We start from the raw sequence: 26,482 nt of genomic DNA, 5'->3' as shown, positions 1-26,482 counted from the left end.
TAAAAATATAATCTGTAAAAAACAATAAAGCCCTTTCTATTTTTAAGACAAAATTTAATCATTACCTAGTAGTTAATATCAGGGTAAAAAATTTATACAAAATTCAAAGGATAGATGTTAACAGATAAAAAGCCAATTATTCAACAAATGCGGGGGCGATGCAGCGGATGAGTTATGTTTATAAAACTGAGAATAGTTATTGCGATTGGGTGAAGCGGTTTATCAAATTTTCTCAAATGCAGGATAGGGGTGAGTTGTTTGTGGGTGTTGAAAATAAAGTGGAGGTGTTTTTAACAGATTTGGCGGTTGGGCATATTTTAATATCCTCTATAAGAAAACTTACCTATTTTCCATTTAGTGCTATCTAGCGTTGGGGTGGAAAAATCATCAAAGTCTTATCCGTTGACTTTAACATTGTCCACAAAGACTGATTTGTCGCTATTTTCCCGACCTTGCGTTTTGATGAAAAAATTGGCTTGCAATTGACTAAAGTCGATAAATAATTTACTAATGTCAAAATAACCTTTATTGCCATATTTGATAACAACTTTTTTAGCCGTTTTGTCTAATTCAATAGTGAAATTAGCTTTAAAAGAACCTGGTGGTGGTATATATTTTTCTGATTCAGGGCGATTACTGCTCTGATACAAGGTGGCATTCCCATTGAATGCCTCCCTTGTGTAATCCACTCCTTTATAGGTAACCCCTACTAAATCGAAAGTAATGCCAACACAGGAGGGCATTTGTGTATCACAATAATTAATCCCATAGGCAATAATAATACGAAAACGCTCAATCCACTTACCGTCATTTAATTCTATTTCTAGTCCTAAATGATTTATTTTGGCCTTAGGAACAAACTCAATATCTGCTGATAACGAAGTAATTGCTGTCGAATTTTTGCTAATAACCAAACATTATCTAAACTTTGTGGACTGAGTTTTAAGCGGTTATTTTCAATACTAATACGACTGTTAATATCATTTTTATCAGATATAGATTCAAAAGTTTTATTATAAGAGGCCTTTGCATAAATATAAATAATCATCAACAATCCACTTTTCACCCACTTGGTAATTTTTTAAACCCAGCCTTAGCCCTGCTAGGACAAGGTTTAAGAAAATCACCAAGTGGGCAAAAATTGAATTTTGCTAATCATCTATATTTATGTAAAGGTCTCTAATAATAATTGTAAGCTATAGTTTCAGTTTTCACAATTCTAATTATCAAACCGCCGATACCCTATCGCTTCAATTAAATGGGCTTTGTCAACTGTTTCGCTATTCTCTAAATCGGCAATTGTTCTAGCAACTTTTAAAATTCGGTGATAAGCACGAGCTGAGAGGCTGAGTTTGTCTATAACGCTGGAGAGTAGTTGTTTGTTGTCTTGGTTGAGGTTGGTGAATTTTTCAATTTCATCGGGGGCAAGTTTGTCGTTGGATTTGGCTTGGCGTTTGAGTTGGATGTTGTGTGCGTTAATGACTCTTGTTCTAATGGTTTCGCTGTTTTCGACATTGTCGGTATTTTGATTAAGTAAGATTTCTTTAGGCAGGGGTGGCACGGTCAAAAGCATATCAATTCGGTCTAATAAAGGGCCTGAGATTTTGTTTTTATAGCGGTCGATTTGGTCGCTGGTGCAGTGGCATTTTGCGGTGCCGTTGCCATAAAAACCGCAGGGGCAAGGATTCATGGCACCGATGAGTTGGAAATTGGCGGGGAAGGTGGTTTGTTGGGCGGCACGGGACAGGTGGATTTTGCCGTTTTCTAGGGGTTGGCGTAAAGCTTCTAAGACGCTTCGAGGAAATTCGGGTAATTCGTCTAAAAATAGCACGCCTTCGTGGGCGAGTGAAATTTCCCCTGGTTTGGGATTTGAGCCGCCACCGACTAGGGCGACGGCTGAGGATGAGTGGTGGGGGCTACGGAATGAGCGAACTTTTAGTTGGGTTATGTCTAAGGGTTTGTTGGCGATTGAGTAAATTGAGGCGCGTTCTAGGGCTTTGTCGGTGCTGAGGGGTGGCATAATTGAAGGGAGGCGTTCTGACAACATGGTTTTGCCTGATCCGGGTGGGCCGACTAACAGTAAATTGTGTCCGCCACTAGCGGCAATTTCTAGGGCGCGCTTGGCGTGATATTGTCCTTTAACTTGGGAGAAATCATTGTGATAAATGGGTTGATTGTCGGTTAAATTATGGACTAATTTATCAACATTACTAACGCCTTGTAGGAACTCGCATACTTTAAGTAGGTGTGTGCATGGGTAAATAATTGCTTCATTTACCAGTGTATATTGGTCTGAGTTTTGACTTGGTAAAATAAGACAATGCTTGGCTTGACTGCTGGCAATAATGGCTGGTAACAGTCCTTCAGTTGCCCGAAGTGAGCCGTCTAAACCCAGTTCACCGTAAAATTCAAATGCATTGATGTTAATATTGGGTTTGATTTGTTCAGAGGCTATTAGCAGCCCAATGGCAATGGGCAAATCATATCTACCGCCGCTTTTGGGTAAATTTGCAGGGGCGAGACTCACGGTAATTCGTCCTTTGGGGAATTTGAATTTTGAGGTCATAATGGCGCTACGAACTCGGTCTTTGCTTTCACGCACTGCGCCTTCAGGCAGTCCAACGATGGAAAATCCGGGCAAACCACTTGAAATATGTACTTCAATAGTAACCAATGGCGCATCAAGCCCTGTTGATGCACGGGTAAACAGTTTACTTAATTTGCTCAATGTGGGTTAACTCCTCTAAATTCCACCTGGGCTTGATGTTGATTTCATGATGGTTGTCATGTTGTCCACAACTAAGGCGAAAATGCCCAACTAAGGCTATCATTGCCCCATTGTCAGTGCAAAATTCTTGCCTTGGATAAAAAACAGTGGCCCCTATTTTCTTACCCATGTGGTTCAATTCTTTGCGTAGGGACAAATTCGCACTAACGCCCCCTGCCACTACAAGCGTTGTTCGTCCTGTTTGCTCTAGCGCCCTTCTGCATTTAATCATAAGCGTTTGTGTGGCAGCCACTTCAAAGGCTTTGGCAATGTCTGCTTTTTCGTTTGGGTGTTTAGCAAAAGTGTTGCGTGCAAATGTTTTTAAACCGCTAAAACTAAATTCCAGTCCGGGTCTATCAATCATTGGCCTAGGGAATGTAAAAGTCCCTTCGGTGCCTTGTTCGGCAAGTGTGGCTAATGCTGGGCCACCCGGATAGCCCAAACCTAAAATCTTAGCCGTTTTATCAAATGCCTCGCCCACTGCATCATCCAAAGACTCGCCTAGAATTTTGTATTGCCCGATTGCCTCAACATCAACTAGCATTGTATGTCCACCAGAAACCAACAACGCCACAAAAGGGAATTTGGGCTGAGTTTCTTCCAGGAGTGGTGCCAGTAAGTGTCCTTCCATGTGGTGAACGCCCAATACGGGAATCTTGAGACTCCAAGCCAAAGATTTTGCCACCGCACTGCCAACCAACAACGCCCCTGCCAAACCTGGTCCAGCGGTATAGGCAATGGCATCAATGTCAGTAAGTTTTATTTTAGCCTCTTTAAGCACGGCTTTAATAAGTGGCAAAACACGCTGTATATGGTCACGAGATGCCAATTCTGGCACAACGCCACCATATTCTTGATGAATTTCAACTTGAGAAAATAATTGATGTGCAATCAATCCATGTTGTTGTGAGTACAAGCCAATGCCTGTTTCATCACAAGAACTTTCTATTCCTAATGTAATAAATTTAATCACGCTCACCCAAATAAACTTCACGCACTTTGTTGTTGTCCAAAATTTTCTCTTTATCCCCTTCGGCAATAATCACGCCACCGTGCAACACATAGGAACGATCACAAGTATCCAATGTTTCTCGATAATTATGGTCGGTGATCAAAACCCCAATATTTTTTCTCTTTAAATGATAAATAATTTGCTGTATATCACTCACAGAAATTGGGTCAACACCTGCAAAAGGTTCGTCTAATAAGATAAATTTCGGATTCATTGCCAACGCTCTAGCAATTTCTACACGACGCCTTTCACCACCAGACAAACTTAATCCATCAAGATGGCGAATGTGGGTAATATGAAATTCCATTAACAAATCTTCTAGGCGTTCTTTTCTAGCGCTCTTATCCAAAACATCATTAAGTTCTAGCACTGCCATAATATTATCTTCAACGGATAATTTTCTAAAAATAGAAGGCTCTTGAGGTAGGTAACCTAATCCCAGTTTGGCACGCTTATACATTGGCAAATGGTCAATTCTCTGATTATTTAAGACCACTTGCCCTAAATCGGTTTTTACCAATCCACAAGCAATATAAAAACAAGTGGTTTTTCCAGCACCATTTGGCCCTAATAACCCTACCACTTCACCACTTTTCACTAGGAATGAAACATCTGCAACGACCTTTCTTCCTGAATAAGATTTGCTAATATTGACGATTTGCAGTGAATACTGTGCAGGCATTTTAAACAAGTCTCCAAAAATGCGAAGAATGGCCAGTCATTTGCTGAGTTTTTGGATAAACCCTCACCAAGAACTGTTGTGTGGCATTAGAAAAGTGCTGTTTTATGTGTTTCATAAATCATGCTGGGCTTTTTAAGGCTCCCTTAAGTGTAAACTGGTAGATAATTGTTAATTTTATCATCAATACCAATCTAACAACCAACACTTAAAAACTCAGATGAATAAACCCACTCAGTCGCCTTTGCAGTTTTAACCAGTAATACACCCTCATTATTCACCCCACAACACACACCCGAAAAGGCTCGATTTTTGTCCTTATAACGAACTTGTTTACCTTGTAAATAATCCACATTCGCCCACTGTTTGGCAAAATAAGAAAAACCACTGCGTTCAAAAAATTGGCAAAATTGTAATACTGTATTGATCAAATCTTTGGTCAAGTTAAATTGATTGATAGATTTTTGCCCATTGATTGAATGCAAATCTGTCCACGGCGTTTGACAATCAATATCCACATTAACATTAACACCAATGCCAATTACCACGGATTGGTTATGTTTTTGTATGACATTTTCAATCAAAATTCCCGCTAACTTTTTGCCCTGATAATAAACATCATTCGGCCATTTGAGTTGCGCCTCAGTAACACCATATTTTTTTAACACTTCAACCAATGCCAAACCCACCATCAAACTTAATCCATTCAAATTAACATCCACCGAAAACACCCTACGAATAGACAGCAAAACGCTACTATCCTTGCCACTTAACCACTGTCTATTATGTTGCCCCTTGCCTTGCGTTTGTTGCGCAGCAATGCAAACTTGTGTTTTCAGTGAAAATGCTAAGGATGAAAGATAACCATTGGTACTAGGTATTGAATCAAAAACAAAGCATTCAACCTCATCACTCAAATAATTTTCTAAATGAGAATAATCAACCATATTGCAATAAGTAGCATTAATGACAACCACACCGCCGCTGAACCCATATCCTTTGCCACACCTGAAAGCACATGATATTCATCACCAATCCTATCTACCACCGATTCAATAGCAGAATTAAGTATCTCAACAATTAACACCAAAAATACAGGCATAATTAACAACACTCTATCAACAGCAGACTCTGTAAGAAAAAACGCCAAAGGAATTAAAACAACACTGAGCCATACCTCTTGCCTAAAAGCCGCCTCCGACCGATAACAAGCCTTTAACCCTTGCATCGAAAATCCAAATGCACTAACAATTCGTTTTAATCCTGTCGCTTCGTTTTTCATAACTTCATTTAATGTATAAAATAAGGGGATTTTACGCCGAAAAAGTAACGCCATTTTCAAAAAATAATTATGTTAATCATTCGTCTTTGCACACGACAGTTCTGCTGGTAAACATCTGACCTTATTCAACAAGACTTATGTTTTTTTTAAAATTCCATAAAGGCAAGCACTTAGTTAATATAATTATTTATTGAAAATGGTATAACTATAATGAAAATAGCATTAGGCGTTGAATATATGGGCAGTGATTTCCATGGATGGCAATTACAAAAATCTGGTATTCGCACTGTTCAACAAGTGGTGGAGGAGGCGTTATCAAAGGTTGCTGATCATCCTGTGCGGGTGTTTTGCTCGGGTAGGACTGATGCGGGGGTGCATGCGGTTGAGCAGGTTATTCACTTTGAAACGACTGCGGATAGAGAGGATAAGGCGTGGTTATTTGGTGGTAATGTTAATTTGCCGGCTGATGTTAATTTTGTTTGGGCAAAATGTGTTGACGATGATTTTCATGCGCGTTTTAATGCTTATGCACGGCAATATCATTACAAAATACACAATACCAAGGTTCGCTCTGCCATTATTGACAAGCACTCATTATGGGAGCCAAGGGCATTAAATTTAGATGCGATGCAAGAGGCTGGCGAGTGTCTGCTGGGTGAGCATGATTTTTCTGCGTTTCGTGGCAGTCTTTGTCAGGCGAAATCCCCCATTAAGACGATTGAATTTATAACGCTCACTAAACAAGGTGATGATATTTTGTTAGACATAAAAGCCAACGCTTTTTTACATCACATGGTGCGTAATATTGTCGGCACTTTGCTAAAAATCGGCAAAGGTGAACGACCTGTGGAATGGATACAAGAAGTATTGGATTCCAAGGACAGGAGAGAGGCAGGCGCAACTGCGCAGCCTCAAGGTTTATATTTTATTAAAGCCTTTTACAGAAACCTTTAAACAGTCTCTATTCATTTTACTTTTGCAAGTAGAAACCTTTAAAAAACAATATTCATCATGGTCATCATTACCACAAGGAATAAAATTGTCATAATGCCACCCGCTTTAATAAAGTCAACAACTTTATAGCCTCCTGGCCCCATAATCAGGGCGTTCACTTGGTGGGTAGGAATAAGGAATGAATTTGAAGTTGCAATCGCTACAGTTAATGCATATATTGCTGGGTCTGCGCCCACTTGAATAGCAATATTGACTGCAATTGGCACCAACAAAATGGTTGCACCTACATTCGACATAACCAAAGTAAAAAAAGTGGCTAACACGGCAATAGCGGTCAAAATAACCCATGGTGCCATATCACCAACTACGGCAACTGTTTCTTGTGCAATCCATAAAGCGGTGCCTGTTTTAGACACGGCAAGCCCTAATGGAATCAAACTGGCAAGTAAAAATACAGTCTTCCATGACACGGCTCGATACGCCTCTTCAATATTCAAAACTTTGGTTAAAATCATACCCAATGCACCAGTTAACAAGGCAATAGAAAGTCTAATATCAGTAAATAATACTAAAAATAACGCCAAACCGAAGAACAAACCTGCCCATTTAACTTTTTCTGGACGGGTTTCTTCTTGTTGCGGATAATCATTGGTAATAGCAATAAAATCTGAATTGTCTCTTAGACGATCCAAATCATCCCAACAAACATAGGCAACTAGCGTATCGCCTGCCTGGAAAGCAACATCACGGATGCCTTCGCCCTCTTTCATGGTTTCGCCACCACGGTGCAAGGCAACCATTGCCAAGCCATAGGTTTTTCTAAGCCAAACATCGCGTGCAGTTTTGCCAATCAAAGAAGAATTTGGTGGAATAACAACTTCGGCAGTGCCACAGTTTTGAGTGGACAAGATATCTGAAAATTTTTCAATCTTATTTGACAGTTTTAGCCCAAAACCTTCAACAAAACTTTCTAAACTTTCTATTGAAGTTAAAAGCCCTAATGTCATTTCTGCTTGAATTTCGGTGCTTCTTTCCACTGACCCATGTCCAATCAAATCGTGGTTTTCTATATCACGAACTGCAATTACTCGTACCTTATAAATGGTTTCCACTTGGTCAAGTGTCATGCCAACCAAATTACTATTGGTAGGCACATTCACTTCAAACAAATCGTAATCAATGTCATAAACTTCTTTGATGTGATTAATGACAGAAGTGCCTTCTTTTTTCTTTTTGGCAGCCGGTAACACGAATTTACCTGCAATAACAAAGTAAGCAATACCCGTTAACACCAAAGCAATACCAATGGGCGTTACTGAAAACAAGCCCCAAGTGTGCATTTGATTTTCTACTGAAAGTCCTTGATTAGTGGTTAGGATTAAATCATTCAACAAAATCAACGGACTGGAGCCAACCATTGTCATTGTGCCACCTAAAATCGCAGTAAAACCCATCGGCATTAACAACCTTGACATAGGCACGCCTGAACGCGTTGAAATACGATTAACAACAGGAATAAACAACGCTGCTGCACCAACATTTTGCATAAATGAGGAAATAAAACCCACTGCTGACGAGACGATTGGAATGATGCGTGTTTCTGAGCGACCGCCCACTTTTAAAATAAAGGCTGCTACTTTTGACATTAACCCAGTTTTGTCTAACCCAGCACCAATAATCATAACAGCAATAATTGACATTACCGCATTTGAGGAAAAGCCTGTGAATAATTTTTCACTATCAACCAAGCCACCCTCAAGCCCCATCAATGAATGCACAAAAGGTAATGAAGTCAAGCCTAAAATCACCATAACTGTGATTGCCGCCTCATCCACTTCTACCACTTCAAAGGCAAATAAATAAATAGTTAAAAGTAAAATACTCAACATCCAAGCAATTGGGGTTGAGGGGGCAACTGTGGATAACCATAAAGCAAAGGTTGAAAATACGAGAGCCGCAACAATCTTTTTATTTAACATAGGCAATGGAATATTTGATTATAGGATAATGGGACTATATTATAATGTGTTTCTAATATGAATTCCAAAGCAAAGAGGGATAAATGTGTAATCAGCATTACAATCAAGATATTGAACAACTTTTTACCAATAATTTAGCGTGGGTTGATAAAATTAATCGCAAAACGCCTGAGTTTTTTTCCAACTTAAGCAATCAACAAACGCCTGAATATTTGTGGATTGGTTGCTCTGATAGCCGTGTGCCAGCCAATGAATTGGTCAAAATGGATCCCGGCACCATTTTTGTACATCGAAATATTGCCAATTTGGTTAACTCCAGCGATATGAATGTCTTATCAGTTATTCAATATGCAGTGGAAGTTTTAAAGGTGAAACATATTATCATCAACGGACATTATGGATGTGGTGGCGTTCAAGCGGCAATGAATGAAAGCAATCCAGATTTAATTGACCACTGGATTCGTCCTATTCGAAAATATTACCAGCGCTCTAAAAATGAATTAAATAAATTGTCAATGACAGATAGAATTGACCAGTTGTGTGAAATCAATGTTATTGAGCAAGTGCGCAATATTTGCCACATACCTGCCATTAGAAAAGCATGGAAATCAGGTCAAGCGCTCGCAATTCACGGCTTTATTTATGACATCAAAGACGGTCGCCTGCACAATCTAAATATAACAGTTGACAACATTGACGAAGCTGATAGAATCGTCTCCCGCAATAACGATATTTAGCACCAGATTTTTGTATAAATATGGTTAGTAAAATTCAATTTTTGTTTTCCTAGGGGAAGAAAGAACAGTTACAAGCCCGCTCCCTGAGCAGATAGACTCATCCTTTTACCATTTTCAAACATAAAAGAAACAATATGGTGCTTATAATCGCCCAAATATTGGCAATAAAAATATTGTTTACTTGAAAATGGCATTATTTATTGGTCTGCTAAATTAATATAAATAGCATGGCCTAATCATTCAGACATTAAGCACAAAAAAACCTATGTTACTTATTGGTAACATAGGTTTTTTTATGCTTAATACTTGGAGCGAGACCTTTGCATAAATATGGATGATTAGCAAAATTCAATTTTTACCCAATGGGTGATTTTCTTAAACCTTGTCCTAGCAGGGCTAAGGCTGAGTTTAAAAAATTACCAAGTGGGTGAAAAGTAGATTCTTGATGATTATTTATATTTATGCAAAGGTCTCGAAACAAAGGAAAATGCCAGATTATTTAGTTTAGAAACAATATTAATTCTAGATTAAATAAGGCAATTTCACACACAACTACTTTTCAGCGTTATTCTTTATTTTTTCCATAATATTACTTAAGATATCATGAAGTTCAATCAAGCCAGTTACTGGCAAGACTATACGGCGAGAAGCCTTGCGCAACTCTCTTTGCTCATTGGTATTATTTTCATCAGCCACTGGAAAAGCCTGATAAAAATCAATCTTAGCAATATTTTGACGAATGCCAACGCTTAACACGCCATCTGCATAAATTTCATCAGCAATCTCCATTGCTTGTAAATTATTTTCTTCATTTTTTGTCATTTTTTTTACTCTTATTTAAATATAAAGTAGAGATTATACCTAGAGAGCATTACACAAACTATGAGAATAGCCAACAGAAGTTTTGCTGGTTTACCAAGTTGTTCATATTGATTAACCTGGCTGTTAAATCGTGATTTTAACCATTAAAAATTTTCATCCCAGTCTACTAAAATTTGTCGCTTATCAAGATCTACTTTAATTAGCGAGGGTTTGATATAAGGCACCCAATGCTCTTTTTTACTCTTTTTATCTTGCACAATCAATACACTATTTGCGCCTGTGCTGACCAAATTACTAACTTTGCCAAGCGCGACTAACTCTTTATTGATAACTTCTAGACCAATCAATTCTTCCCAATAATACTCGTCTTTTTTGAGTTTTGGTAATTGAGATTTTTCAATATAAATATCAGTGCCAATTAATTTGCGCGCTTGATCTCTATCGTTAATATTTTCAATTTGCGCCACAATGGTTTTAGATTGTACGCGACCAGTAACAATCTCTAAAGTTTGCCAATGTCCATCCGTGTCAATGTGCCATGGCTGATAGGATAAGATATTTTTTCTTGGGTGTGTATAAGAAAAAATTTTCACCCAACCCTGAACGCCAAAAAGACCATTGATTGTGCCAACCAATAGCCTTTTTGAATTTGAGCAAATGTCTGTTGAATTACTCAGCAGGTTTTTCCTCTTCTGTTGCTGGCGTTTCGTCGTCAGTGGTTGCTTCTGCTGCCGCTGCCGCCTCTGCTGCTGCCGCTTCTTTGGCCTCAGCCTCTGCTGCCGCTTTAGCTTCGGCTTCTGCTGCCGCTTCTTCGTCTGCCTTTGCTTTTGCTTCTGCTGCTAATCTAGTTGCCACTGCTTCTGCATGTGCCTGCTGTGCTGCAACACGCTTTTCACGAATTGCAGGGTCTCTAAATTCTTTAACAAGTTGCTTAACACGATCAGAGGTTTGCGCACCTTTTGAAATCCAGTATGCCAATCTATCTTCTTCGATGGTAAGCCTAACTTCTTGTCCACGAGCCACTGGATTAAAATATCCAAGTCGCTCAATGTAGGCACTGTCTCTACGCTTTCTAGAGTCTGTTGCTACAATTGAATAAAAAGGTTTTTTCTTGGCTCCACCTCTAGCTAATCTAATTTTAACCATGGGTTTTTTGCTCCTTTTTTTATAAAACTTACGCCAAAATTGGCATAAGACGCAACATTATATCAGTTTTTCAATGTCTCGTGCTAATTTTTGTGCATCGCCGATATAAGTCATTGGCGTGAGTTTAGAGAGGGCTGCTTTCGCTTCCTCTGGCATATCAAGATCTTTAACAAAGGTTGCCAATACTTCTGCATTAATAGTTTGTCCACGAGTTAGCGCTTTAAGTTTCTCATAAGGATTCTCAATGCCGTAACGACGCATCACTGTTTGAATTGGCTCAGCCAACACTTCCCACGAACTGTTTAAATCTGCCAACAATTTAGCTTCATTGGTCTCTAACTTGCTAATACCCTTAGCAATTGACGCATAAGCCACTAAACAATGTGCGCAACTAACGCCCAAATTTCTTAATACGGTCGAATCGGACAAATCTCTTTGCCAGCGAGAAACGGCTAATTTATCTGCCAAATGTGTATTAAGTGCATTGGCAATACCGAGATTACCTTCGCCATTTTCAAAATCAATGGGGTTAACTTTATGTGGCATGGTGGATGAACCTACCTCGCCAGCAATGGTTTTTTGCTTGAAATAGCCCAAGGAAATATAGCCCCAAACATCACGACAAAAATCAATCAAAATGGTGTTAAAACGATTCATTGAATGGAAATATTCTGCCATATAATCGTGCGTTTCAATCTGTGCCGTATAGGATGCATAATTTACACCCAGCCCCTCAATGAAATCTTGTGAAATACTTTGCCAATCTAAATCTGGATAAGCGCAGATGTGGGCATTAAAGTTGCCTACTGCGCCGTTAAATTTACCCATTACTTTGACGCTTTTTAGATGTTTGATTTGTCGCTTTAAGCGATAAGCAAAGTTTGCCATTTCTTTGCCAACCGTTGTTGGTGATGCGGTTTGACCGTGCGTCCTTGAAAGCATTGGAATGGCTGCATTATCTTGTGCCAAACTGATTATTAAAGACAAAATATTTTGCATTTGTATAATTAACACATCACGCCCATCAATTAACATTAAAGCATGGGACAAATTATTGATGTCTTCTGAAGTGCAAGCAAAATGAAAAAATTCACTGACGGCATTTAATTCTGCATTGTCCTTGATTTTATCTTTTAAGAAATATTCAACTGCCTTAACATCGTGGTTTGTAGTCTTTTCAATATCTTTGACTGCTTGTGCATCTGCAAGCGAAAAATTCGCCACAATATTAACTAAAAATTGACTTGCCTCAGCGCTGAATGCTGGCACCTCTAAAATACCAACATTATCTGCCATGGCCTGCAACCATTTGACCTCAATTAAAACACGATACTTAATTAAGCCAAATTCACTAAAGATAGCACTTAATGCTTCAGTTTTGTCAAAATAACGCCCGTCAATAGGGGAAATTGCGGTTAATTGGTTTAATTGCATATTTTCTCTGGTTGGTTTTTATTAATTATTCTAACTGCACCGTGGCTATTGGATACAATTTTTTGAGTTTAATCTTCATTAACTTGGATAGATTTTTCTATCATAATTTATCCGTCATATTGACGCCTTGGCGTATAATTATACGCTTTATATTATTCCTTAATCAAGCAGATGAAAACAGCCTATCTAGCGCATATTGACGAGCGAGCCAAAGACAATTTACCACCTTTAGTATTAAATGCAGAGCAAACAAACTCTGTTGTTAAAAACTTAATTAATGGCAACGATGAGGCTTTTTATCTAGATTTACTTACCCATCGTGTGCCACCCGGCGTGGACGAAGCCGCTTATGTTAAAGCCAGTTTTTTAACAAGCGTTGCCAAAGGCGAGCAAACTTGCCATGCCATTAACCAACAACAAGCGACTTTCTTGTTAGGCACAATGATGGGTGGCTACAATATTACCCCACTCATTGAGTTACTGGATGTTGCTGCAACTGCACAAACAGCCTGTGATGCTTTATCAAAAACACTCCTTATTTACGAAGCCTATCAAACCATTGTAGAAAAATCAGCCACCAATACCTTTGCCAAACAAGTGGTTGATGCTTGGGCAAATGCCGATTGGTTTACCAGCAAAAAAGCACTACCCGAAACCATTAAACTCACAGTTTTTCGTGTTGAAGGTGAAATCAATACCGATGACTTATCGCCCGCCACTGAGGCTTGGTCACGCCCCGATATTCCACTGCATGCACAATCAATGCTGATTAAGAAGATGGATGCCCCCCTAGAAACCATTGCACAACTTAAAGAAAAAGGATTGCCACTCGCCTTTGTTGGCGATGTGGTTGGCACTGGTTCTTCACGCAAATCTGCCATTAACTCTGTTTTATGGCACATGGGCAACAACATTAACTTTGTGCCAAATAAACGCGGTGGCGGTGTAGTGCTAGGGGGCAATATTGCACCAATTTTCTTTAATACCGCACAAGATTCAGGGGCATTGCCCATTGAATGTGATGTGTCTAAAATGCAAATGGGGGATGAAATCACCATCCATCCTTATGCAGGAAAAATCACCGATGCTAACGGTAAAACGCTTTCTTCATTTAAACTCTCACCCACCACCATACCAGATGAAATCCGTGCAGGAGGACGCATTCCGCTGATTATTGGACGAGGATTGAGCGACAAAACACGCCAAGATTTAAACTTGGACATCAGTGATATATTTTTACGCCCACAAGATACAAACAATAATGGTGCAGGTTACACTTTGGCGCAAAAAATTGTTGGTAAAGCCTGTGGCGTTGCAGGCATTGCACCCGGTACTTATTGCGAGCCTCGTATGACGACTGTTGGTTCACAAGACACCACAGGTGCAATGACCCGTGATGAACTCAAGGAATTGGCATGCTTAGGTTTTTCAGCTGATTTGGTCATGCAAAGTTTTTGCCACACAGCTGCTTACCCCAAACCTGTTGATTTAGAACTGCAACATTCGCTGCCTGATTTTATGCAATCTCGTGGTGGCGTATCACTCAAACCGGGGGATGGTATTATTCACTCATGGTTGAATCGTATGTTGCTGCCTGACACGGTAGGCACAGGTGGCGATTCGCATACGCGTTTCCCAGTTGGTATCAGTTTTCCAGCAGGATCTGGCTTGGTGGCATTTGGCGCATCTATTGGCGTATTACCATTAGACATGCCAGAATCCGTTTTGGTGCGTTTTAGCGGGGAAATGCAACCCGGAATTACGCTACGAGATTTGGTTAATGCCATTCCCTATGTTGCCATTCAGCAAGACCTGTTAACCGTTGAAAAATCCAATAAGAAAAATATTTTTTCAGGGCGAATTTTAGAAATTGAAGGCCTAGGGGATTTAAAAATTGAACAAGCCTTTGAATTAACCGATGCCTCAGCAGAGCGTAGTGCCAACGGTTGCACCATCAAACTCAACAAAGAACCTGTAGCAGAATACTTACAATCAAATATTGCCTTGCTAGCATCCATGATAGAAATGGGCTATGAGGACAAAAAAACCATCGCACGCCGCATTCAAGCGATGCAAAAATGGCTAGATACACCTGAATTATTAACAGCAGACTCCAATTGCGAATACGCTGCCACCATTGAAATCAACCTCAATGAAATCAAAGAGCCAATTCTCGCCTGTCCAAACGATCCAGATGATGTAAAACTATTATCAGAAGTGGCTAACACAAAAATTGACGAAGTCTTCATTGGCTCATGTATGACCAATATTGGACACTTTAGAGCCGCTGCACAACTGTTAAAAAACCAATCAAACCTATCCACCGAACTTTGGATTGCGCCACCAACTCGCATGGACGAAGCGCAACTGAAAGCAGAAGGCATCTATCAAATGTTTGAATCCATCACCCAACACACAGAAACACCAGGTTGCTCCCTATGCATGGGCAACCAAGCACGCGTTAAAGAGAATGCCACCGTAGTTTCCACCTCAACTCGCAACTTCCCCAACCGCCTAGGTGATGGTGCCGATGTGTATTTATCATCAGCCGAAGTCGCAGCCATTGCCGCAAAACTCGGACGAATCCCAACGCCAGAAGAATATCAAACAGAAATGCAAACCATCAAACCAATGTCAGACAATATTTATCAATATCTTAACTTTGACCAAATATCTGAGTATCAAGATGCTGTTGGGTGCATTGCACTTGATACAATTCTAGAAAAATAAGGCAATAAAAAAGCCACTTCAAAGTGGCTTTTTTAATTGAAAAATTTTAGCCTAATATTAGGCAACTTTTTTTCTATTTTCTTGGATTTTTTCAAAAATAAAATCAAAATGTAATTCAATTTTATCTAAAATTTCATACGCCTCTTTGATTAACTTTTGCTTATCATTGTTTGTCATTTTATGCTCTCCTTTTTTTCCTATTTTAGTGTTATTATATATTTTTTTTTAATACTTTGCATGTTTTTTTAATTCCAACATAAGGCTTTCTATTTCCTTTTGATCTTCTTGCCTAATGGCTTGAGCCATTCTCTCCATAACAACAATACATTGACTGGCATCAATAGATAAAATTATTTCAATATGATCATCTCCTGCAACAACTTTTAATATTGCGTTCAGCCCCTTTAAGTGCAATATTAGATCCTCAATTGAAGGGTCGAGACCCTTTAATTCATTAACAGTTAATCCATATTTTTCTGCTCGATCAATAAATGATTTTTGAATAACAGAAATAATTTTTTGGTATAAGGCTGCTGTATCCATTACTTAATCTTAGCTTCCTTATACATCACATGCTGTCTAACAACGGGATCAAACTTTTTAACTTCTACCTTTTCTGGGTGTAGTCGTTTGTTCTTAGTTGTCGTATAAAAATGACCTGTTTTGGCTGATGATACTAATCTGATTTTTTCTCTCATAATTTACCCCTTAAACTTTTTCGCCACGAGCGCGAATTTCTGTTAATACTGTGTCAATACCTTTTTTATCAACAATGCGCAAACCTTTTGCAGTTAATTTTAACTTTACAAAACGATTCTCACTTTCCACCCAAAAACGATGTGTGTGTAGATTTGGATAAAAGCGCCTACGCGTTTTATTGTGTGCATGAGAAACATTGTTACCACTAATCGGGCGTTTGCCCGTTACTTGACATACCTTTGCCATAACTCACCTATTCTGAAATTCTAAAAAGAAAGTATTATACTTAAAATCATTTAACTTTCATAGTTAAATTTTATCAAATCTATTTACTATTGACAAAACTCTCGGTATCATACGCACCTTCGGAGGGATGGCAGAGCGGCTGAATGCACTGGTCTTGAAAACCAGCAAGGATTAATCTCCTTCTAGGGTTCAAATCCCTATCCCTCCACCATATACAAAAATAGCGCTTTTATTGGCGCTATTTTTTTGTCTAAAGAATCATTCTGCCTTTGAAAAAAGCCTTACTTATGCCATTTTCAAAAATAAAATGTAAAGATGGCGCTAGATTGTTTGGTTTATTTTGAATAATGGCATTAGACCCCATACTGGTTACGATAAGATTCAATGCGTTCAATAAGCGCTTGGTCGTTGCCTTGCTTCAGGTAATCTACCAGATGTGATAAGCTGATGATGCTCAATACTTGAATGCCGAAATTTTGTTCAACTTCTTGAATGGCTGACTGCTCACCTTTGCCTTTTTCTTGGCGGTCAACGGCAACAATCACACCTTTGGCAGTAGCGCCATTTGCCTTAATAATAGCCATTGCTTCACGAATAGCAGTGCCTGCGGTAATAACATCATCAATAATTAAAATATTGCCTGTGAGTGGATGTCCGACAATATCGCCGCCTTCGCCGTGGGTTTTGGCTTCTTTGCGGTTGAAACTATAAGGTATATTTTGATTAAAACTGTCGTTCAGTGCCATGGCAGTAGCGGTGGCAAGTGGGATGCCTTTGTAGGCTGGGCCAAATAATACATCAAAATCTAAGTCGCTTTCTTGAATGGCTTGTGCGTAAAATTTGCCCAATTTAGAAAGGTGTTCGCCTGTATTGAAAGCGCCTGCGTTAAAAAAATAAGGGCTAATACGACCTGATTTAAGGGTAAATTCTCCAAATTTTAAAGCGCCAATTTCTAGCATAAAATCCACAAAATCTTTTTGATATAGTTCCATAAATTCTCCTGTAAAATTATTTTTAAAAGTTATGCGAATTATAACGACTATTATCTACAAACTGAGGAAAAAGGTTTTTAGCCAAACGCTGAGTTGAAAATTTGAAAAATCAAACAAATGAAAAAACACAATAAAACTTGGACTCGATTAATATTTTTATTGTGCATTATTAGCGTTGCTTTGTCAAAAAACAGTTCAGCCGCTGACTTTGTTTACAAAAAAATCCTATTAACTCAACCAATAAATTTGGTCAACATAGAAAGTTATGTAAATGAAATCTTAGTGGTTGAGCCTAACTTTATGATTGTTAAAATCAATAAAAATACGGTTATCCCTGGTATATCGTTATCACCAACAAAAGAGAGTGATTTTATCCAAAGAAGGGTTGATATTTATTTTCAAGACAAACAACAATTAGCGCATATTTTGAAAGCTGGTGTTGATATTTTTCACAAAACCAAACAAAAGATAGTCGGCAGAGCGTTCGATGCCCAAATAAAACAACTAGAAGCATTGGGTCTCACAATATTTGTCGGCGATAATCTATGAAGAACCTTGTTATTTGCCTGTTCTTTGCCACCTTTTTATTCGGATGTAATTTTGGCAATGAGCCATCTGTTGCCAAGTTACCTACTGCCAAACCCATTATTATTGGCATTGTCTCAGTAAAAAACACTTTAACCGTTGATACCACAACTATGGCAGACAATTTAGTGTTTTCATATCAATGGTATGCCGCAGATGTGCCTATTAATAACGCCATTGAAAAAACTTATACTTTAACCTCAAATGAGATTGGCAAAACAATTACAGTAAAGGTTTCGTGGACTAACACTGACAATACCAGCGAAAGTCGCTTGAGTAAAGCAACAATAGCCGTCATTATATTAAAGGCAGAAGAAAACTTTATTGATTATGCATTTTTACAAAAACAAGCACTCTCTTTGGCAACAAAGTACCCTATTTTTAGCACAAAAGTAATCGGCAAAAGCATTGAAAATAGAGACATTATTGCTTTTAAAATAAGCAGTCAAGTGAATACCGATTCAGCACAAAAAGCAAAAATTGTGTTGGTTGGCACCTATCATGCCAGAGAGTGGATTGTCCCTAATGTTGTCTATTTAATAGCACAACAATTACTGGAAGATTATGGCGCAAATTCTGAAATAACTGCTTTAATTGACAACAGCGAAATTTGGCTAGTACCTATGGTCAACCCAGATGGACACGAGTATTCAAAAATTAATGCCAGTACAAGATATTGGCGCAAAAACCGCAGAGACAATGGCGATGGCACTTATGGCGTAGATTTAAATCGTAATCATTCTTTTAAATGGGGGTATGACGATACTGGATCATCGCCTACTACCAGTTCGAATACTTATAGAGGTAAGACGCCAGCATCAGAGCCAGAAACTCAAGCCATTGAGCGCTTTGTCACAGAAATCCATCCACAAATCTTCGTTTCTTATCACAGTTATAGTCAATTAGTATTATATCCATGGGGATATATTAACGACCCCAGCAAAGACAACACCCAATTAAGTGCCATTGCCACTAAAATTTCTGAGGCAATCAAGGAAGTCCACGGAAAAGTATATAAACCCAGTAGCACCCCTGAAGTGCTATACAACACAAATGGCGATGTCATTGATTGGTCTTACGGGGCGTTAGACATCCTTAGCTTTCTCATTGAATTAAGGCCAGGCGAATGGCCAAGCACTGGAATCAATGGGTTCAGCCCCCACAAAGATGAAATTTTGCCCACTTTTGAGGAAAATTACAACGCCATAAAATACCTCTTATCCGCAGCACAAAATATTAAAAATTCACCCATAAAATCTCTTAAATTATCACAAGAACACGAATAATATGAAAATTATAACAATCAATGTCAACGGCATCCGCGCTGCCGAAAAAAAAGGCCTCTTCCCTTGGCTAAAAAAACAAAACGCAGAAGTAGTGTGCATACAAGAACTAAGGGCACAAGAAGACCAATTAGATGATAAATTCTATCCCAAAGACAGACACACTTTTTATCACCCCGCTCAGAAAAAAGGCTACAGTGGCACAGGTTTGTATTGCAAAACCAAGCCCGACCAAGTTATTTTCAGCCCCTGGGAAGACATTGATTTTGAAGGACGCTTTATTCAAGCCGATTTTGGCAATCTTAGTGTTATTTCAATCTATCTCCCCTCAGGCTCTGCCAAACAAGAACGCCAAGATTACAAAATGGCATTTATGCTGGAACGATTTATGCCTTATTTAAAAAAAATACAACAAGACGGTCGCCAATATATTATTTGTGGCGACATTAATATCGTACACAAAGAAATTGACATCAAAAATTTCAACGGCAACAAAAACCGCTCAGGCTGTCTGCCAGAAGAACGCGCTTGGATGGACGAATTATTTAACGAAGCAGGTTTTATTGACGCCTTCCGTGAAATCAACCAAGAGCCACACCAATACACTTGGTGGTCAAACCGTGGACAAGCCTGGGCCAACAACACCGGCTGGCGCATTGATTATCAAATCCTCAGTGCCAATTTACAAGGCACGGTTAAAAGCGCTTATGTTTATAAAGATAAACGCTTTTCAGACCATGCGCCACTGATTGTAGAATATCAATGATGAAAAAAATTGTAATTGTATCCATTATATGCCTATACAGTGTTTTGTCTTTATCAGAAGACAAGGGCTTTGCATTTACCCCTTATATGAGAGGCGTCATTTGTAATCAAATACAAGCATATCAGGCGGCGGTCAACATTTTAAAAGAAGTTTTGGCTGATGAACCTAATAACGATAAAGCATATTATCAAATAGGTGTGTCTTATTTTAAACTTAATCAGCAAGATAAAGCAATTAGCGCTTTTGAAAAATCCATTGAAATCAATCCTAAAAACCTTGCGGCATATTTTGATGCGGGTGTTGTTTATTTTGAGAGAAAACACTATGAAAAAGCCCTAAAACTATATCAACGCGCCAACAAAGCTATGCCTAATCAGGATTTTTATCATAATATTGGTATAACCCAAGAAATGCTTGGTAAAAGTGTTAAAGCAATTGAAGCATACCAAAAATCAATTGAAATTAAGCCAAAATTAGACTCATATTATCGCATGGGCGCTATTTACAGTAAATTAAAACAACATCAAAAAGCTCTTGACGCTTATCAACAAGCCACCAATATTAATAATTTCATTCCTGAGATTTATTTTAGAATAGGATACACTTACGAAATTATGAAGAAGCACAAAAAAGCCATTGATTCTTATAAAAGAGCAATAAACCTTGACCCAAAAAAGCTTATTAACTACAAAGAACTAGGTATTAGTTATTATAATTTAAAGCAATACAATAAAGCTCTTTCTGCCTTTCAAAAAGTACTTAAAATTAAACCTAATGACCACCATGGCTATCATAATACAGGGCTTGCTTATTATAAGTTAAAACAATATCAAAAAGCTATTGACGCCTATCAAGAAGCTATTAAAATTAAAGCCGACTCTCGAGGTGCTTATTACAATATAGGGAATATCTATGCAATATTAAAACAATACAATAAGTCTACTAATGCCTATCAAATGGCGATCAATATTAATAATAAAAATATTGATGCGTATGTCAGAATGGCACTTAACTACCTTAATTTAAAGCAATATAAAAAAGCCATTGGCGTTTTTCAGCAAGCCATTATTGTTAAGCCCGATAATTACAAACTGTATTACAGCTTGGGTCACACTTACAATGAGTTGAAGCAATATAAAAAAGCAACTAAAACCTATAAACAAGCAATTAAAATCGATCCCAATCAAGGTGGTGCTTATATTAATTTATTTGAATTATTATTAATCCAAGATCAAGTTTTTGGACAAAAATTGTCAAACACATTCAAGAAAAAATTTTCTAGCGATAAAGATCGTATAATGTCATTTGATGTGTTCAATATTTTCAAAAAAATTGATATGCATGGGACGCTCAAACAAACATGGCAGCAAAATTTTCGGTCTAAGCATAAAAATGCAAAATTTAAAGATTGGGTTTGGGGCGATATTGAGGACTGGATTAACAATAAAACTAAAAGCCGAATGGCATTACAATCAGCACTTAAATTTTTTAAAACTTTTAACGAATTTGAGTAAAAGGCAATAAAATGGGATCTTTACATGAATATGAATAATTACCAGAAGCCCGCCCACAAAACCTCTTAAATTATGAAAATTATAACGATTAATGTCAACGGTATTTGCGTCACCGAAACAACAAGCTTTATTGGCACCCGCCATAAAAACCACCAAGAGCCACGCCAATACACTTGGTGGTTAAACCATGGGCAAGCCTGGACCACCAACCTTGATTATCAAATCCTCAGTGCCAATTTACAAGGCACGGTTAAAAGCGCTTATGTTTATAAAGATAAGCGCTTTTCAGATCATGCGCCACTGATTGTAGAATATCAATTATGACAAATACGACTGTTAGTAAATATATTTGAGGAAATTGCTGGAGCAACCTCAAAAGACAAACGCTATATTTATCGAGGGCAATCAGAGGATTATCCAGGTGGCGTGGTATCAACAGCAAGTAGGCGTCTTAAAAAATCAGGTTTTCCAAACCCTAGTAAGGAAAAATATTTTGAATATCATGCGGATTTAATTAAAGATGCCAGAAGTTATCGTTATGGGCAAGATTCACAATTAAGTGATACAGGTTTATTGATTGATTTACAGCATTATGGGGCTGCAACAGGATTAATTGATTTTAGTGAAGATTTTTTAATCGCTTTGTGGTTTGCTTGTGACAATACAAATAAAACAGATGGGGAAGTATTTTTTCTAAATGTGCAAACAAATGAATTTAAACCATTGGACGCACAAGAGGAGGAGTCTAAATACTCAAAATCGAAAAAGGAGGAGTTGTTTACACAAGAAGATCAACTGTATTATTTACACACAAACTTTAAAAGCACTGCACGCATTTTTGCTCAAAAAGGCGTATTTATATTCGGCTATAAAAAAATTGATAATATAGAATCTATCGCCATTAAAGAATCTCACAAAGAAGCCATTCGGCAAGAATTAAAACAATATTTCAACATCGAAGAAAAAAACCTATTTCAGGATATTTATGGCTTCGCTCAAGTGAATAACACAGAACATAAATACGACATAAAAATAGCCAGTGATTATTTCCAAGAGGGTTACGAAGAAAAGAATCAAGAGCAAAAAATATCACTTTACCAGAAAGCCATTGAAATTGATCCTAATTATTACCGTGCTTATTACAACATAGGGACTGTTTATGATGAGTTAAAAGAATATCAAAAAGCTATTGATGCTTATAAAGAAATTATCGGGATTAAACCTGATTATCACTTTGCTCATAATAATATGGGGATTGATTATAACAAGTTAAAAGAACATCAAAAGGCTATTGATGCCTATAAAGAAGCTATCAAGATTAAACCTAATCATCGTGCTTATTATAATATGGGGATTGCTTATAGTAAGTTAAAAGAATATCAAAAAGCTATTGATGCTTATAAAGAAGCTATCAGGATTAAACCTGATTATCATCGTGCTTGTTATAGTATGGGGATTGCTTATAGTGAGTTAAAAGAATATCAAAAAGCTATTGATGCTTATAAAGAAGCTATCAGGATTAAACCTGATTATCATCGTGCTTGTTATAATATGGGGATTGCTTATAGTGAGTTAAAAGAATATCAAAAAGCTATTGATGCTTATAAAGAAGCTATCAGGATTAAACCTGATTATCATCGTGCTTACTCTATGGGAGATGCCTATAATGGGTTAAAAGAATATCAAAACGCTATTGATGCCTATGCAAAAGCCATTAGAAATGAACCTGACCTCATTGCCCACTCTGAAAAACAAAATTGGAGAGAACTGGAAACATGGGTAAACAATCTGCCCGACTCGCCCACTAAACAACAAAATTTATCAGTCTTAAATCAATTAAAGGGCAACTAGCCTCACTTAACCAAAAAATTTATGCATTGTTTCAGTTGATTATTGGCAAAAATGAATTGAGCTGTATAATGTATAATCTTAATGTATAAAAACAAAAAAAGTAGCGTTGTGCATAGAACACAAATTTATTTTGAACAAGATTTATTTCAACAAATCAAACAAATATCGGTGCAAAATAGTCAAAGTATGTCTGCTTATATTCGGGAGGTTTTGCGCTCGGAAATTGAGCGTAAAAAAACAACGACTGCTATTGATGTGTCTGGTGTTTCGGGTATGTGGGGAGATTATGACATTAGTCAAAAAACTTTGCGTGACAAGGCGTGGGGGCGGGGTTAAATGATTTGCTTGGACACCAATGTTTTGATTAAAATTACTAAGAATAATATACAAGTTATTGAAAAATTAGCTCGTCTAAATACGGCTTTATATGTGTTGTTTATTAGTGCCATGGAGTTGATTATTGGGGCGAGGAATAATAAGGAGAAAACTAAATTGATGGCGTTTATTAATCAATTTAATCTTATTTATATGGACAAAAATGCTTCTCATTTAGCAAATAAATTGGTTGTTAAATACGCCAAAAGTCATCATTTGGATATTCCTGATGCGCTCATTGCAGCCAGTTGCATTGAAGGGAAATTCACCCCTTGGACTTATAATAGCAAGGATTTTCATTATTTACCAGGGCTTGTACTGTTGTGAGAAAAATTCAAAGTTTTGTGCGCCGTTCGGGTCGGCTGACGCTGGGGCAAAAAATGGGGCTGACGGAGTTTTGGCAGGATTACGGGGTGGATTTGCCGAAAGGTAACATTGATTTGGATACTTTATTTGTTAAGCCACAAGAGGTTGTTTTGGAAGTGGGATTTGGCAATGGGGATAGTCTGCTAGAGATGGCGATGAAGATGCCTGATAAAAACTTTTTGGGGATCGAGGTGTATGAGGCGGGGATTGGTAGGTTGATTAATGAGGCGCATAAATGCCAATTAAGCAATCTTAAAATTATCCAAGCGGATGCGGTTGAGGTGTTGACGGATCATATTGAAAATGACAGTTTGAGTCGTTTTCAATTGTTTTTTCCCGACCCATGGCATAAGAAAAAACACCATAAACGCCGTTTGGTGAATGGTGATTTTTTGGATTTATTGTCGCAGAAAATCAAACAAGGGGGAGGAATTCACATGGCAACTGATTGGGAACATTACGCCATACAGATGATGGACACTTTAAAAAGTCATCCCCACTTTAAAAACACGCAAAGCGACCCTATCTATTCACCAAGGCCTGACTATCGACCAATGACCAAATTTGAACGACGAGGTGAGCGATTGGGACATGGTGTTTGGGATTTAATTTTTACTAACGAAAAAATATTATGATATTTCCTTTATTTGTAGCGATGACTTTACTTGAGATTTATGTACTTGCCTCGGTGGGGGATGCGATTGGTGGGCTTTCAACGGTTTTATTGGTTGTTATTACGGCGTTTATCGGGTCTTTTTTATTAAAGCAACAAGGTTGGGCAACCATGGCTAAGGCGCAAAATGCTATGATGAATGGACAAACGCCTGCTGTTGAAATGCTGGAAGGGGTGGTGATTTTAATTTCAGGTGTGTTGTTATTAACACCTGGTTTTATTACTGATACAATTGGACTTTTAGGGTTGTTGCCTTTTTCTAGGCGCTATTTTATTAATAAAATTCTAACTAAAAATGCCGCTAAGATGTTCACTCAAAAAAAATCTATTTTTATTCGCACATCTTCCAATGACAGCAAAAAATCAAATAAAGACAACACCATTGAAGGTGAGTTTTGGGAAGATTAAGTACCCTTGATGATTGGCTACATTACCAAGAAAATCTGCATTCTCATGAGATTGATTTAGGACTAGAACGCATTCAAGCGGTTTACCAAACGCTGTTTCCAAATGGGGTTTCTTTTCAGGTAATTACAGTTGCTGGTACGAATGGCAAAGGCTCTACCATTGCTTTTATTGATAGTATTTATCAACAATCAAACTATCGGGTGGCAAAATTCACTTCACCGCATATTCTACAATATAGAGAACGATTTTCTATCGATGGCGTGCAAACTTCTGATGCAAAAATTTGTTCAGCATTTGAAGAGATTGAGCAAGCCAGAGGCGATATTTCTTTAACCTATTTTGAATTTTCAACACTAGCGGCGCTCATTATTTTTACCCACGAAAAAGTTGATATTGCTGTGTTAGAAATTGGTCTAGGCGGTCGTCTTGATTCTGTCAATGTGGTGGATAGCGATGTGGGCGTGATTACCAATATTGACATTGACCATGTTGATTATTTAGGTGCTACTCGTGAATTGATTGGATTTGAAAAGGCAGGCATTATGCGCCCTAATATTCCCTGCGTATGTGGCGATGCCAATCCGCCAAATACTATTGCTCAATATGCTGAAAAAATCGGGGCATTGCTAACCTTTGTTGACACGCCTTACCTCGGTGCTATTAGCCTACAAGGTGAACATCAAAAGACCAATGCTGCGGTTGCTATTGCAGCGGTCAATCAATTGCAATCGGTGTTTTCTATTAGTCAAAAACAACTGGCTAAAGGTATTGAAAATGCGCAGTTGTTGGCTCGTTTTCAGATAAAAACTGTGGGTGACAAAACACTGGTCTTTGATGTGGCACATAATCCAGCGGCCGTTCAAGTTCTGGCGGATACGCTTAAAATCAACGAGCAACCCACGCTCGCCATTTTTTCTGCATTACAAGATAAAAATATCACAACCATGATTAACACCATTGCGCCACTGATTGACGAATGGCTACTTGTTCCCCTTAAAGTTAATCGTGCGATTGCCATACAAGATTTAAGTAAAAAATTTGACTTATCAGACAAAATTAGTGTGTGCGATGACATGTTGTCTGCCACCCATCAGGCGTTTAACAGAAAACACATTCAACGCATCGTTATTTTCGGCTCTTTTTATATTGTCGCTGATGCACTCAAAATCTTGTAAAATTAAC

General features: G+C 38.1%; 30 protein-coding genes and 1 tRNA gene. 16 read left to right on the top strand and 15 right to left on the bottom strand.

The features are described 5' to 3' along the window. Positions 1 to 158: 158 nt before the first annotated feature. Entirely contained in the window at positions 159 to 368 is a 210-nt protein-coding gene (locus tag MS2017_RS11855) for a phage integrase N-terminal SAM-like domain-containing protein (protein WP_420886040.1), read from the top strand. A 27-nt stretch (positions 369 to 395) separates the two neighbouring features. Here MS2017_RS11855 and MS2017_RS01055 read toward each other — a convergent pair whose 3' ends face one another. The 6 genes from MS2017_RS01055 to MS2017_RS01030 all read right to left on the bottom strand — a co-directional run bounded on the left by MS2017_RS01055 (position 396) and on the right by MS2017_RS01030 (position 5,740). Then, on the bottom strand, positions 396 to 914 hold the full coding sequence (locus tag MS2017_RS01055) for a hypothetical protein (RefSeq protein ID WP_122950973.1): 519 nt from the start codon (positions 912 to 914) through the stop codon (positions 396 to 398). Between the two features lie 305 nt (positions 915 to 1,219). Continuing rightward, positions 1,220 to 2,728: a YifB family Mg chelatase-like AAA ATPase gene (locus MS2017_RS01050; RefSeq protein ID WP_071564187.1), complete on the bottom strand. Its 1,509-nt coding sequence runs from the start codon at positions 2,726 to 2,728 to the stop codon at positions 1,220 to 1,222. Next, the gene (gene tsaD, locus MS2017_RS01045) at positions 2,712 to 3,740 is read right to left on the bottom strand and encodes a tRNA (adenosine(37)-N6)-threonylcarbamoyltransferase complex transferase subunit TsaD (RefSeq protein ID WP_420481218.1); all 1,029 of its coding nucleotides are present in this window, start codon (positions 3,738 to 3,740) and stop codon (positions 2,712 to 2,714) included. Before tsaD ends, MS2017_RS01050 begins: the two co-directional genes overlap by 17 nt. Further along, complete coding sequence (lptB, locus tag MS2017_RS01040) at positions 3,733 to 4,461, bottom strand: LPS export ABC transporter ATP-binding protein (RefSeq protein ID WP_122950972.1); 729 nt, start codon at positions 4,459 to 4,461, stop codon at positions 3,733 to 3,735. Before lptB ends, tsaD begins: the two co-directional genes overlap by 8 nt. Before the next feature lie 191 nt (positions 4,462 to 4,652). Continuing rightward, positions 4,653 to 5,405, bottom strand: coding sequence for a biotin--[acetyl-CoA-carboxylase] ligase (locus MS2017_RS01035; protein ID WP_122950971.1), 753 nt, complete (start codon positions 5,403 to 5,405; stop codon positions 4,653 to 4,655). Further along, positions 5,384 to 5,740 (bottom strand): diacylglycerol kinase, encoded by a 357-nt coding sequence (locus tag MS2017_RS01030; RefSeq protein ID WP_122952205.1) that lies wholly within the window; start codon positions 5,738 to 5,740, stop codon positions 5,384 to 5,386. Before MS2017_RS01030 ends, MS2017_RS01035 begins: the two co-directional genes overlap by 22 nt. A 210-nt stretch (positions 5,741 to 5,950) precedes the next feature. Between MS2017_RS01030 and truA the strand changes: the two genes are divergently transcribed. Then, positions 5,951 to 6,694, top strand: coding sequence for a tRNA pseudouridine(38-40) synthase TruA (truA, locus tag MS2017_RS01025; RefSeq protein WP_071564195.1), 744 nt, complete (start codon positions 5,951 to 5,953; stop codon positions 6,692 to 6,694). Between the two features lie 38 nt (positions 6,695 to 6,732). On the opposite strand, the gene MS2017_RS01020 is transcribed toward truA, so the two are convergent. Next, on the bottom strand, positions 6,733 to 8,673 hold the full coding sequence (locus tag MS2017_RS01020; RefSeq protein ID WP_122950970.1) for an SLC13 family permease: 1,941 nt from the start codon (positions 8,671 to 8,673) through the stop codon (positions 6,733 to 6,735). 83 nt (positions 8,674 to 8,756) lie between these two features. Here MS2017_RS01020 and MS2017_RS01015 point away from each other — a divergent pair, with 83 nt between their 5' ends. Then, positions 8,757 to 9,410 (top strand): carbonic anhydrase, encoded by a 654-nt coding sequence (locus tag MS2017_RS01015; RefSeq protein WP_122950969.1) that lies wholly within the window; start codon positions 8,757 to 8,759, stop codon positions 9,408 to 9,410. Between the two features lie 552 nt (positions 9,411 to 9,962). On the opposite strand, the gene MS2017_RS01010 is transcribed toward MS2017_RS01015, so the two are convergent. The 4 genes from MS2017_RS01010 to purB form a co-directional block, all read right to left on the bottom strand. Then, the gene (locus tag MS2017_RS01010; RefSeq protein ID WP_071564201.1) at positions 9,963 to 10,232 is read right to left on the bottom strand and encodes a hypothetical protein; all 270 of its coding nucleotides are present in this window, start codon (positions 10,230 to 10,232) and stop codon (positions 9,963 to 9,965) included. A 143-nt stretch (positions 10,233 to 10,375) separates the two neighbouring features. After that, positions 10,376 to 10,867 carry a ribosome maturation factor RimM gene (rimM, locus tag MS2017_RS01005; RefSeq protein WP_241156944.1) on the bottom strand — a complete coding sequence of 164 codons (492 nt, stop codon included), beginning with the start codon at positions 10,865 to 10,867 and terminating at the stop codon, positions 10,376 to 10,378. 34 nt (positions 10,868 to 10,901) lie between these two features. Beyond that, positions 10,902 to 11,378, bottom strand: a complete 477-nt coding sequence (gene rpsP / locus MS2017_RS01000) for a 30S ribosomal protein S16 (protein ID WP_122950967.1) — start codon at positions 11,376 to 11,378, stop codon at positions 10,902 to 10,904. Positions 11,379 to 11,435: 57 nt separating this feature from the next. Next, positions 11,436 to 12,812, bottom strand: a complete 1,377-nt coding sequence (gene purB / locus MS2017_RS00995) for an adenylosuccinate lyase (RefSeq protein ID WP_122950966.1) — start codon at positions 12,810 to 12,812, stop codon at positions 11,436 to 11,438. A 171-nt stretch (positions 12,813 to 12,983) separates the two neighbouring features. Here purB and MS2017_RS00990 point away from each other — a divergent pair, with 171 nt between their 5' ends. Then, on the top strand, positions 12,984 to 15,542 hold the full coding sequence (locus MS2017_RS00990; protein ID WP_122950965.1) for a bifunctional aconitate hydratase 2/2-methylisocitrate dehydratase: 2,559 nt from the start codon (positions 12,984 to 12,986) through the stop codon (positions 15,540 to 15,542). Positions 15,543 to 15,767: 225 nt separating this feature from the next. On the opposite strand, the gene MS2017_RS00985 is transcribed toward MS2017_RS00990, so the two are convergent. From MS2017_RS00985 to rpmB, 3 genes are read right to left on the bottom strand one after another with little or no spacing between them, the layout of a single operon-like run. Continuing rightward, a complete protein-coding gene (locus MS2017_RS00985; protein WP_122950964.1) occupies positions 15,768 to 16,085 on the bottom strand; it encodes a hypothetical protein in 318 nt (105 codons plus the stop codon). Further along, positions 16,085 to 16,240: a 50S ribosomal protein L33 gene (gene rpmG, locus MS2017_RS00980; RefSeq protein WP_066045648.1), complete on the bottom strand. Its 156-nt coding sequence runs from the start codon at positions 16,238 to 16,240 to the stop codon at positions 16,085 to 16,087. Before rpmG ends, MS2017_RS00985 begins: the two co-directional genes overlap by 1 nt. 10 nt (positions 16,241 to 16,250) lie before the next feature. Beyond that, positions 16,251 to 16,487: a 50S ribosomal protein L28 gene (gene rpmB, locus MS2017_RS00975; RefSeq protein ID WP_071564213.1), complete on the bottom strand. Its 237-nt coding sequence runs from the start codon at positions 16,485 to 16,487 to the stop codon at positions 16,251 to 16,253. A gap of 121 nt (positions 16,488 to 16,608) precedes the next feature. Here rpmB and MS2017_RS00970 point away from each other — a divergent pair. Then, a tRNA-Ser gene (locus MS2017_RS00970) sits at positions 16,609 to 16,698 on the top strand. A 142-nt stretch (positions 16,699 to 16,840) separates the two neighbouring features. On the opposite strand, the gene pyrE is transcribed toward MS2017_RS00970, so the two are convergent. Continuing rightward, on the bottom strand, positions 16,841 to 17,479 hold the full coding sequence (pyrE, locus tag MS2017_RS00965; protein WP_122950963.1) for an orotate phosphoribosyltransferase: 639 nt from the start codon (positions 17,477 to 17,479) through the stop codon (positions 16,841 to 16,843). A gap of 117 nt (positions 17,480 to 17,596) precedes the next feature. Between pyrE and MS2017_RS00960 the strand changes: the two genes are divergently transcribed. From MS2017_RS00960 to MS2017_RS00910, 11 genes are all read left to right on the top strand, one after another. After that, positions 17,597 to 18,028 carry a hypothetical protein gene (locus MS2017_RS00960; protein WP_122950962.1) on the top strand — a complete coding sequence of 144 codons (432 nt, stop codon included), beginning with the start codon at positions 17,597 to 17,599 and terminating at the stop codon, positions 18,026 to 18,028. Next, on the top strand, positions 18,025 to 19,350 hold the full coding sequence (locus MS2017_RS00955; protein ID WP_122950961.1) for a M14 family metallopeptidase: 1,326 nt from the start codon (positions 18,025 to 18,027) through the stop codon (positions 19,348 to 19,350). The genes MS2017_RS00960 and MS2017_RS00955 overlap by 4 nt, the downstream gene beginning before the upstream one ends. A gap of 1 nt (position 19,351) precedes the next feature. Then, on the top strand, positions 19,352 to 20,113 hold the full coding sequence (locus MS2017_RS00950; protein WP_071564220.1) for an exodeoxyribonuclease III: 762 nt from the start codon (positions 19,352 to 19,354) through the stop codon (positions 20,111 to 20,113). Further along, positions 20,110 to 21,627 (top strand): tetratricopeptide repeat protein, encoded by a 1,518-nt coding sequence (locus MS2017_RS00945; RefSeq protein WP_084032330.1) that lies wholly within the window; start codon positions 20,110 to 20,112, stop codon positions 21,625 to 21,627. The genes MS2017_RS00950 and MS2017_RS00945 overlap by 4 nt, the downstream gene beginning before the upstream one ends. 72 nt (positions 21,628 to 21,699) lie before the next feature. Next, positions 21,700 to 21,951 (top strand): exonuclease/endonuclease/phosphatase family protein, encoded by a 252-nt coding sequence (locus tag MS2017_RS00940; RefSeq protein ID WP_122950960.1) that lies wholly within the window; start codon positions 21,700 to 21,702, stop codon positions 21,949 to 21,951. A gap of 3 nt (positions 21,952 to 21,954) precedes the next feature. Next, positions 21,955 to 23,478: a tetratricopeptide repeat protein gene (locus tag MS2017_RS00935; RefSeq protein ID WP_338134309.1), complete on the top strand. Its 1,524-nt coding sequence runs from the start codon at positions 21,955 to 21,957 to the stop codon at positions 23,476 to 23,478. A 108-nt stretch (positions 23,479 to 23,586) separates the two neighbouring features. Continuing rightward, positions 23,587 to 23,814: a hypothetical protein gene (locus MS2017_RS00930; protein ID WP_164707557.1), complete on the top strand. Its 228-nt coding sequence runs from the start codon at positions 23,587 to 23,589 to the stop codon at positions 23,812 to 23,814. Further along, complete coding sequence (locus MS2017_RS00925; RefSeq protein ID WP_122950957.1) at positions 23,815 to 24,180, top strand: PIN domain-containing protein; 366 nt, start codon at positions 23,815 to 23,817, stop codon at positions 24,178 to 24,180. Between the two features lie 53 nt (positions 24,181 to 24,233). Then, positions 24,234 to 24,854 (top strand): tRNA (guanosine(46)-N7)-methyltransferase TrmB, encoded by a 621-nt coding sequence (gene trmB / locus MS2017_RS00920; protein ID WP_241156964.1) that lies wholly within the window; start codon positions 24,234 to 24,236, stop codon positions 24,852 to 24,854. Then, positions 24,851 to 25,300, top strand: coding sequence for an FxsA family protein (locus tag MS2017_RS00915; RefSeq protein ID WP_122950955.1), 450 nt, complete (start codon positions 24,851 to 24,853; stop codon positions 25,298 to 25,300). The genes trmB and MS2017_RS00915 overlap by 4 nt, the downstream gene beginning before the upstream one ends. Beyond that, a complete protein-coding gene (locus MS2017_RS00910) occupies positions 25,288 to 26,475 on the top strand; it encodes a bifunctional folylpolyglutamate synthase/dihydrofolate synthase (protein WP_071565245.1) in 1,188 nt (395 codons plus the stop codon). The genes MS2017_RS00915 and MS2017_RS00910 overlap by 13 nt, the downstream gene beginning before the upstream one ends. Positions 26,476 to 26,482 lie beyond the last annotated feature (7 nt).

Origin of the sequence: Bathymodiolus thermophilus thioautotrophic gill symbiont, assembly GCF_003711265.1 — a bacterium.
Classification (GTDB): domain Bacteria; phylum Pseudomonadota; class Gammaproteobacteria; order PS1; family Pseudothioglobaceae; genus Thiodubiliella.
Note: the sequence above shows the minus strand (reverse complement) of the source record. Positions and strands in the feature narration are given on the sequence as shown.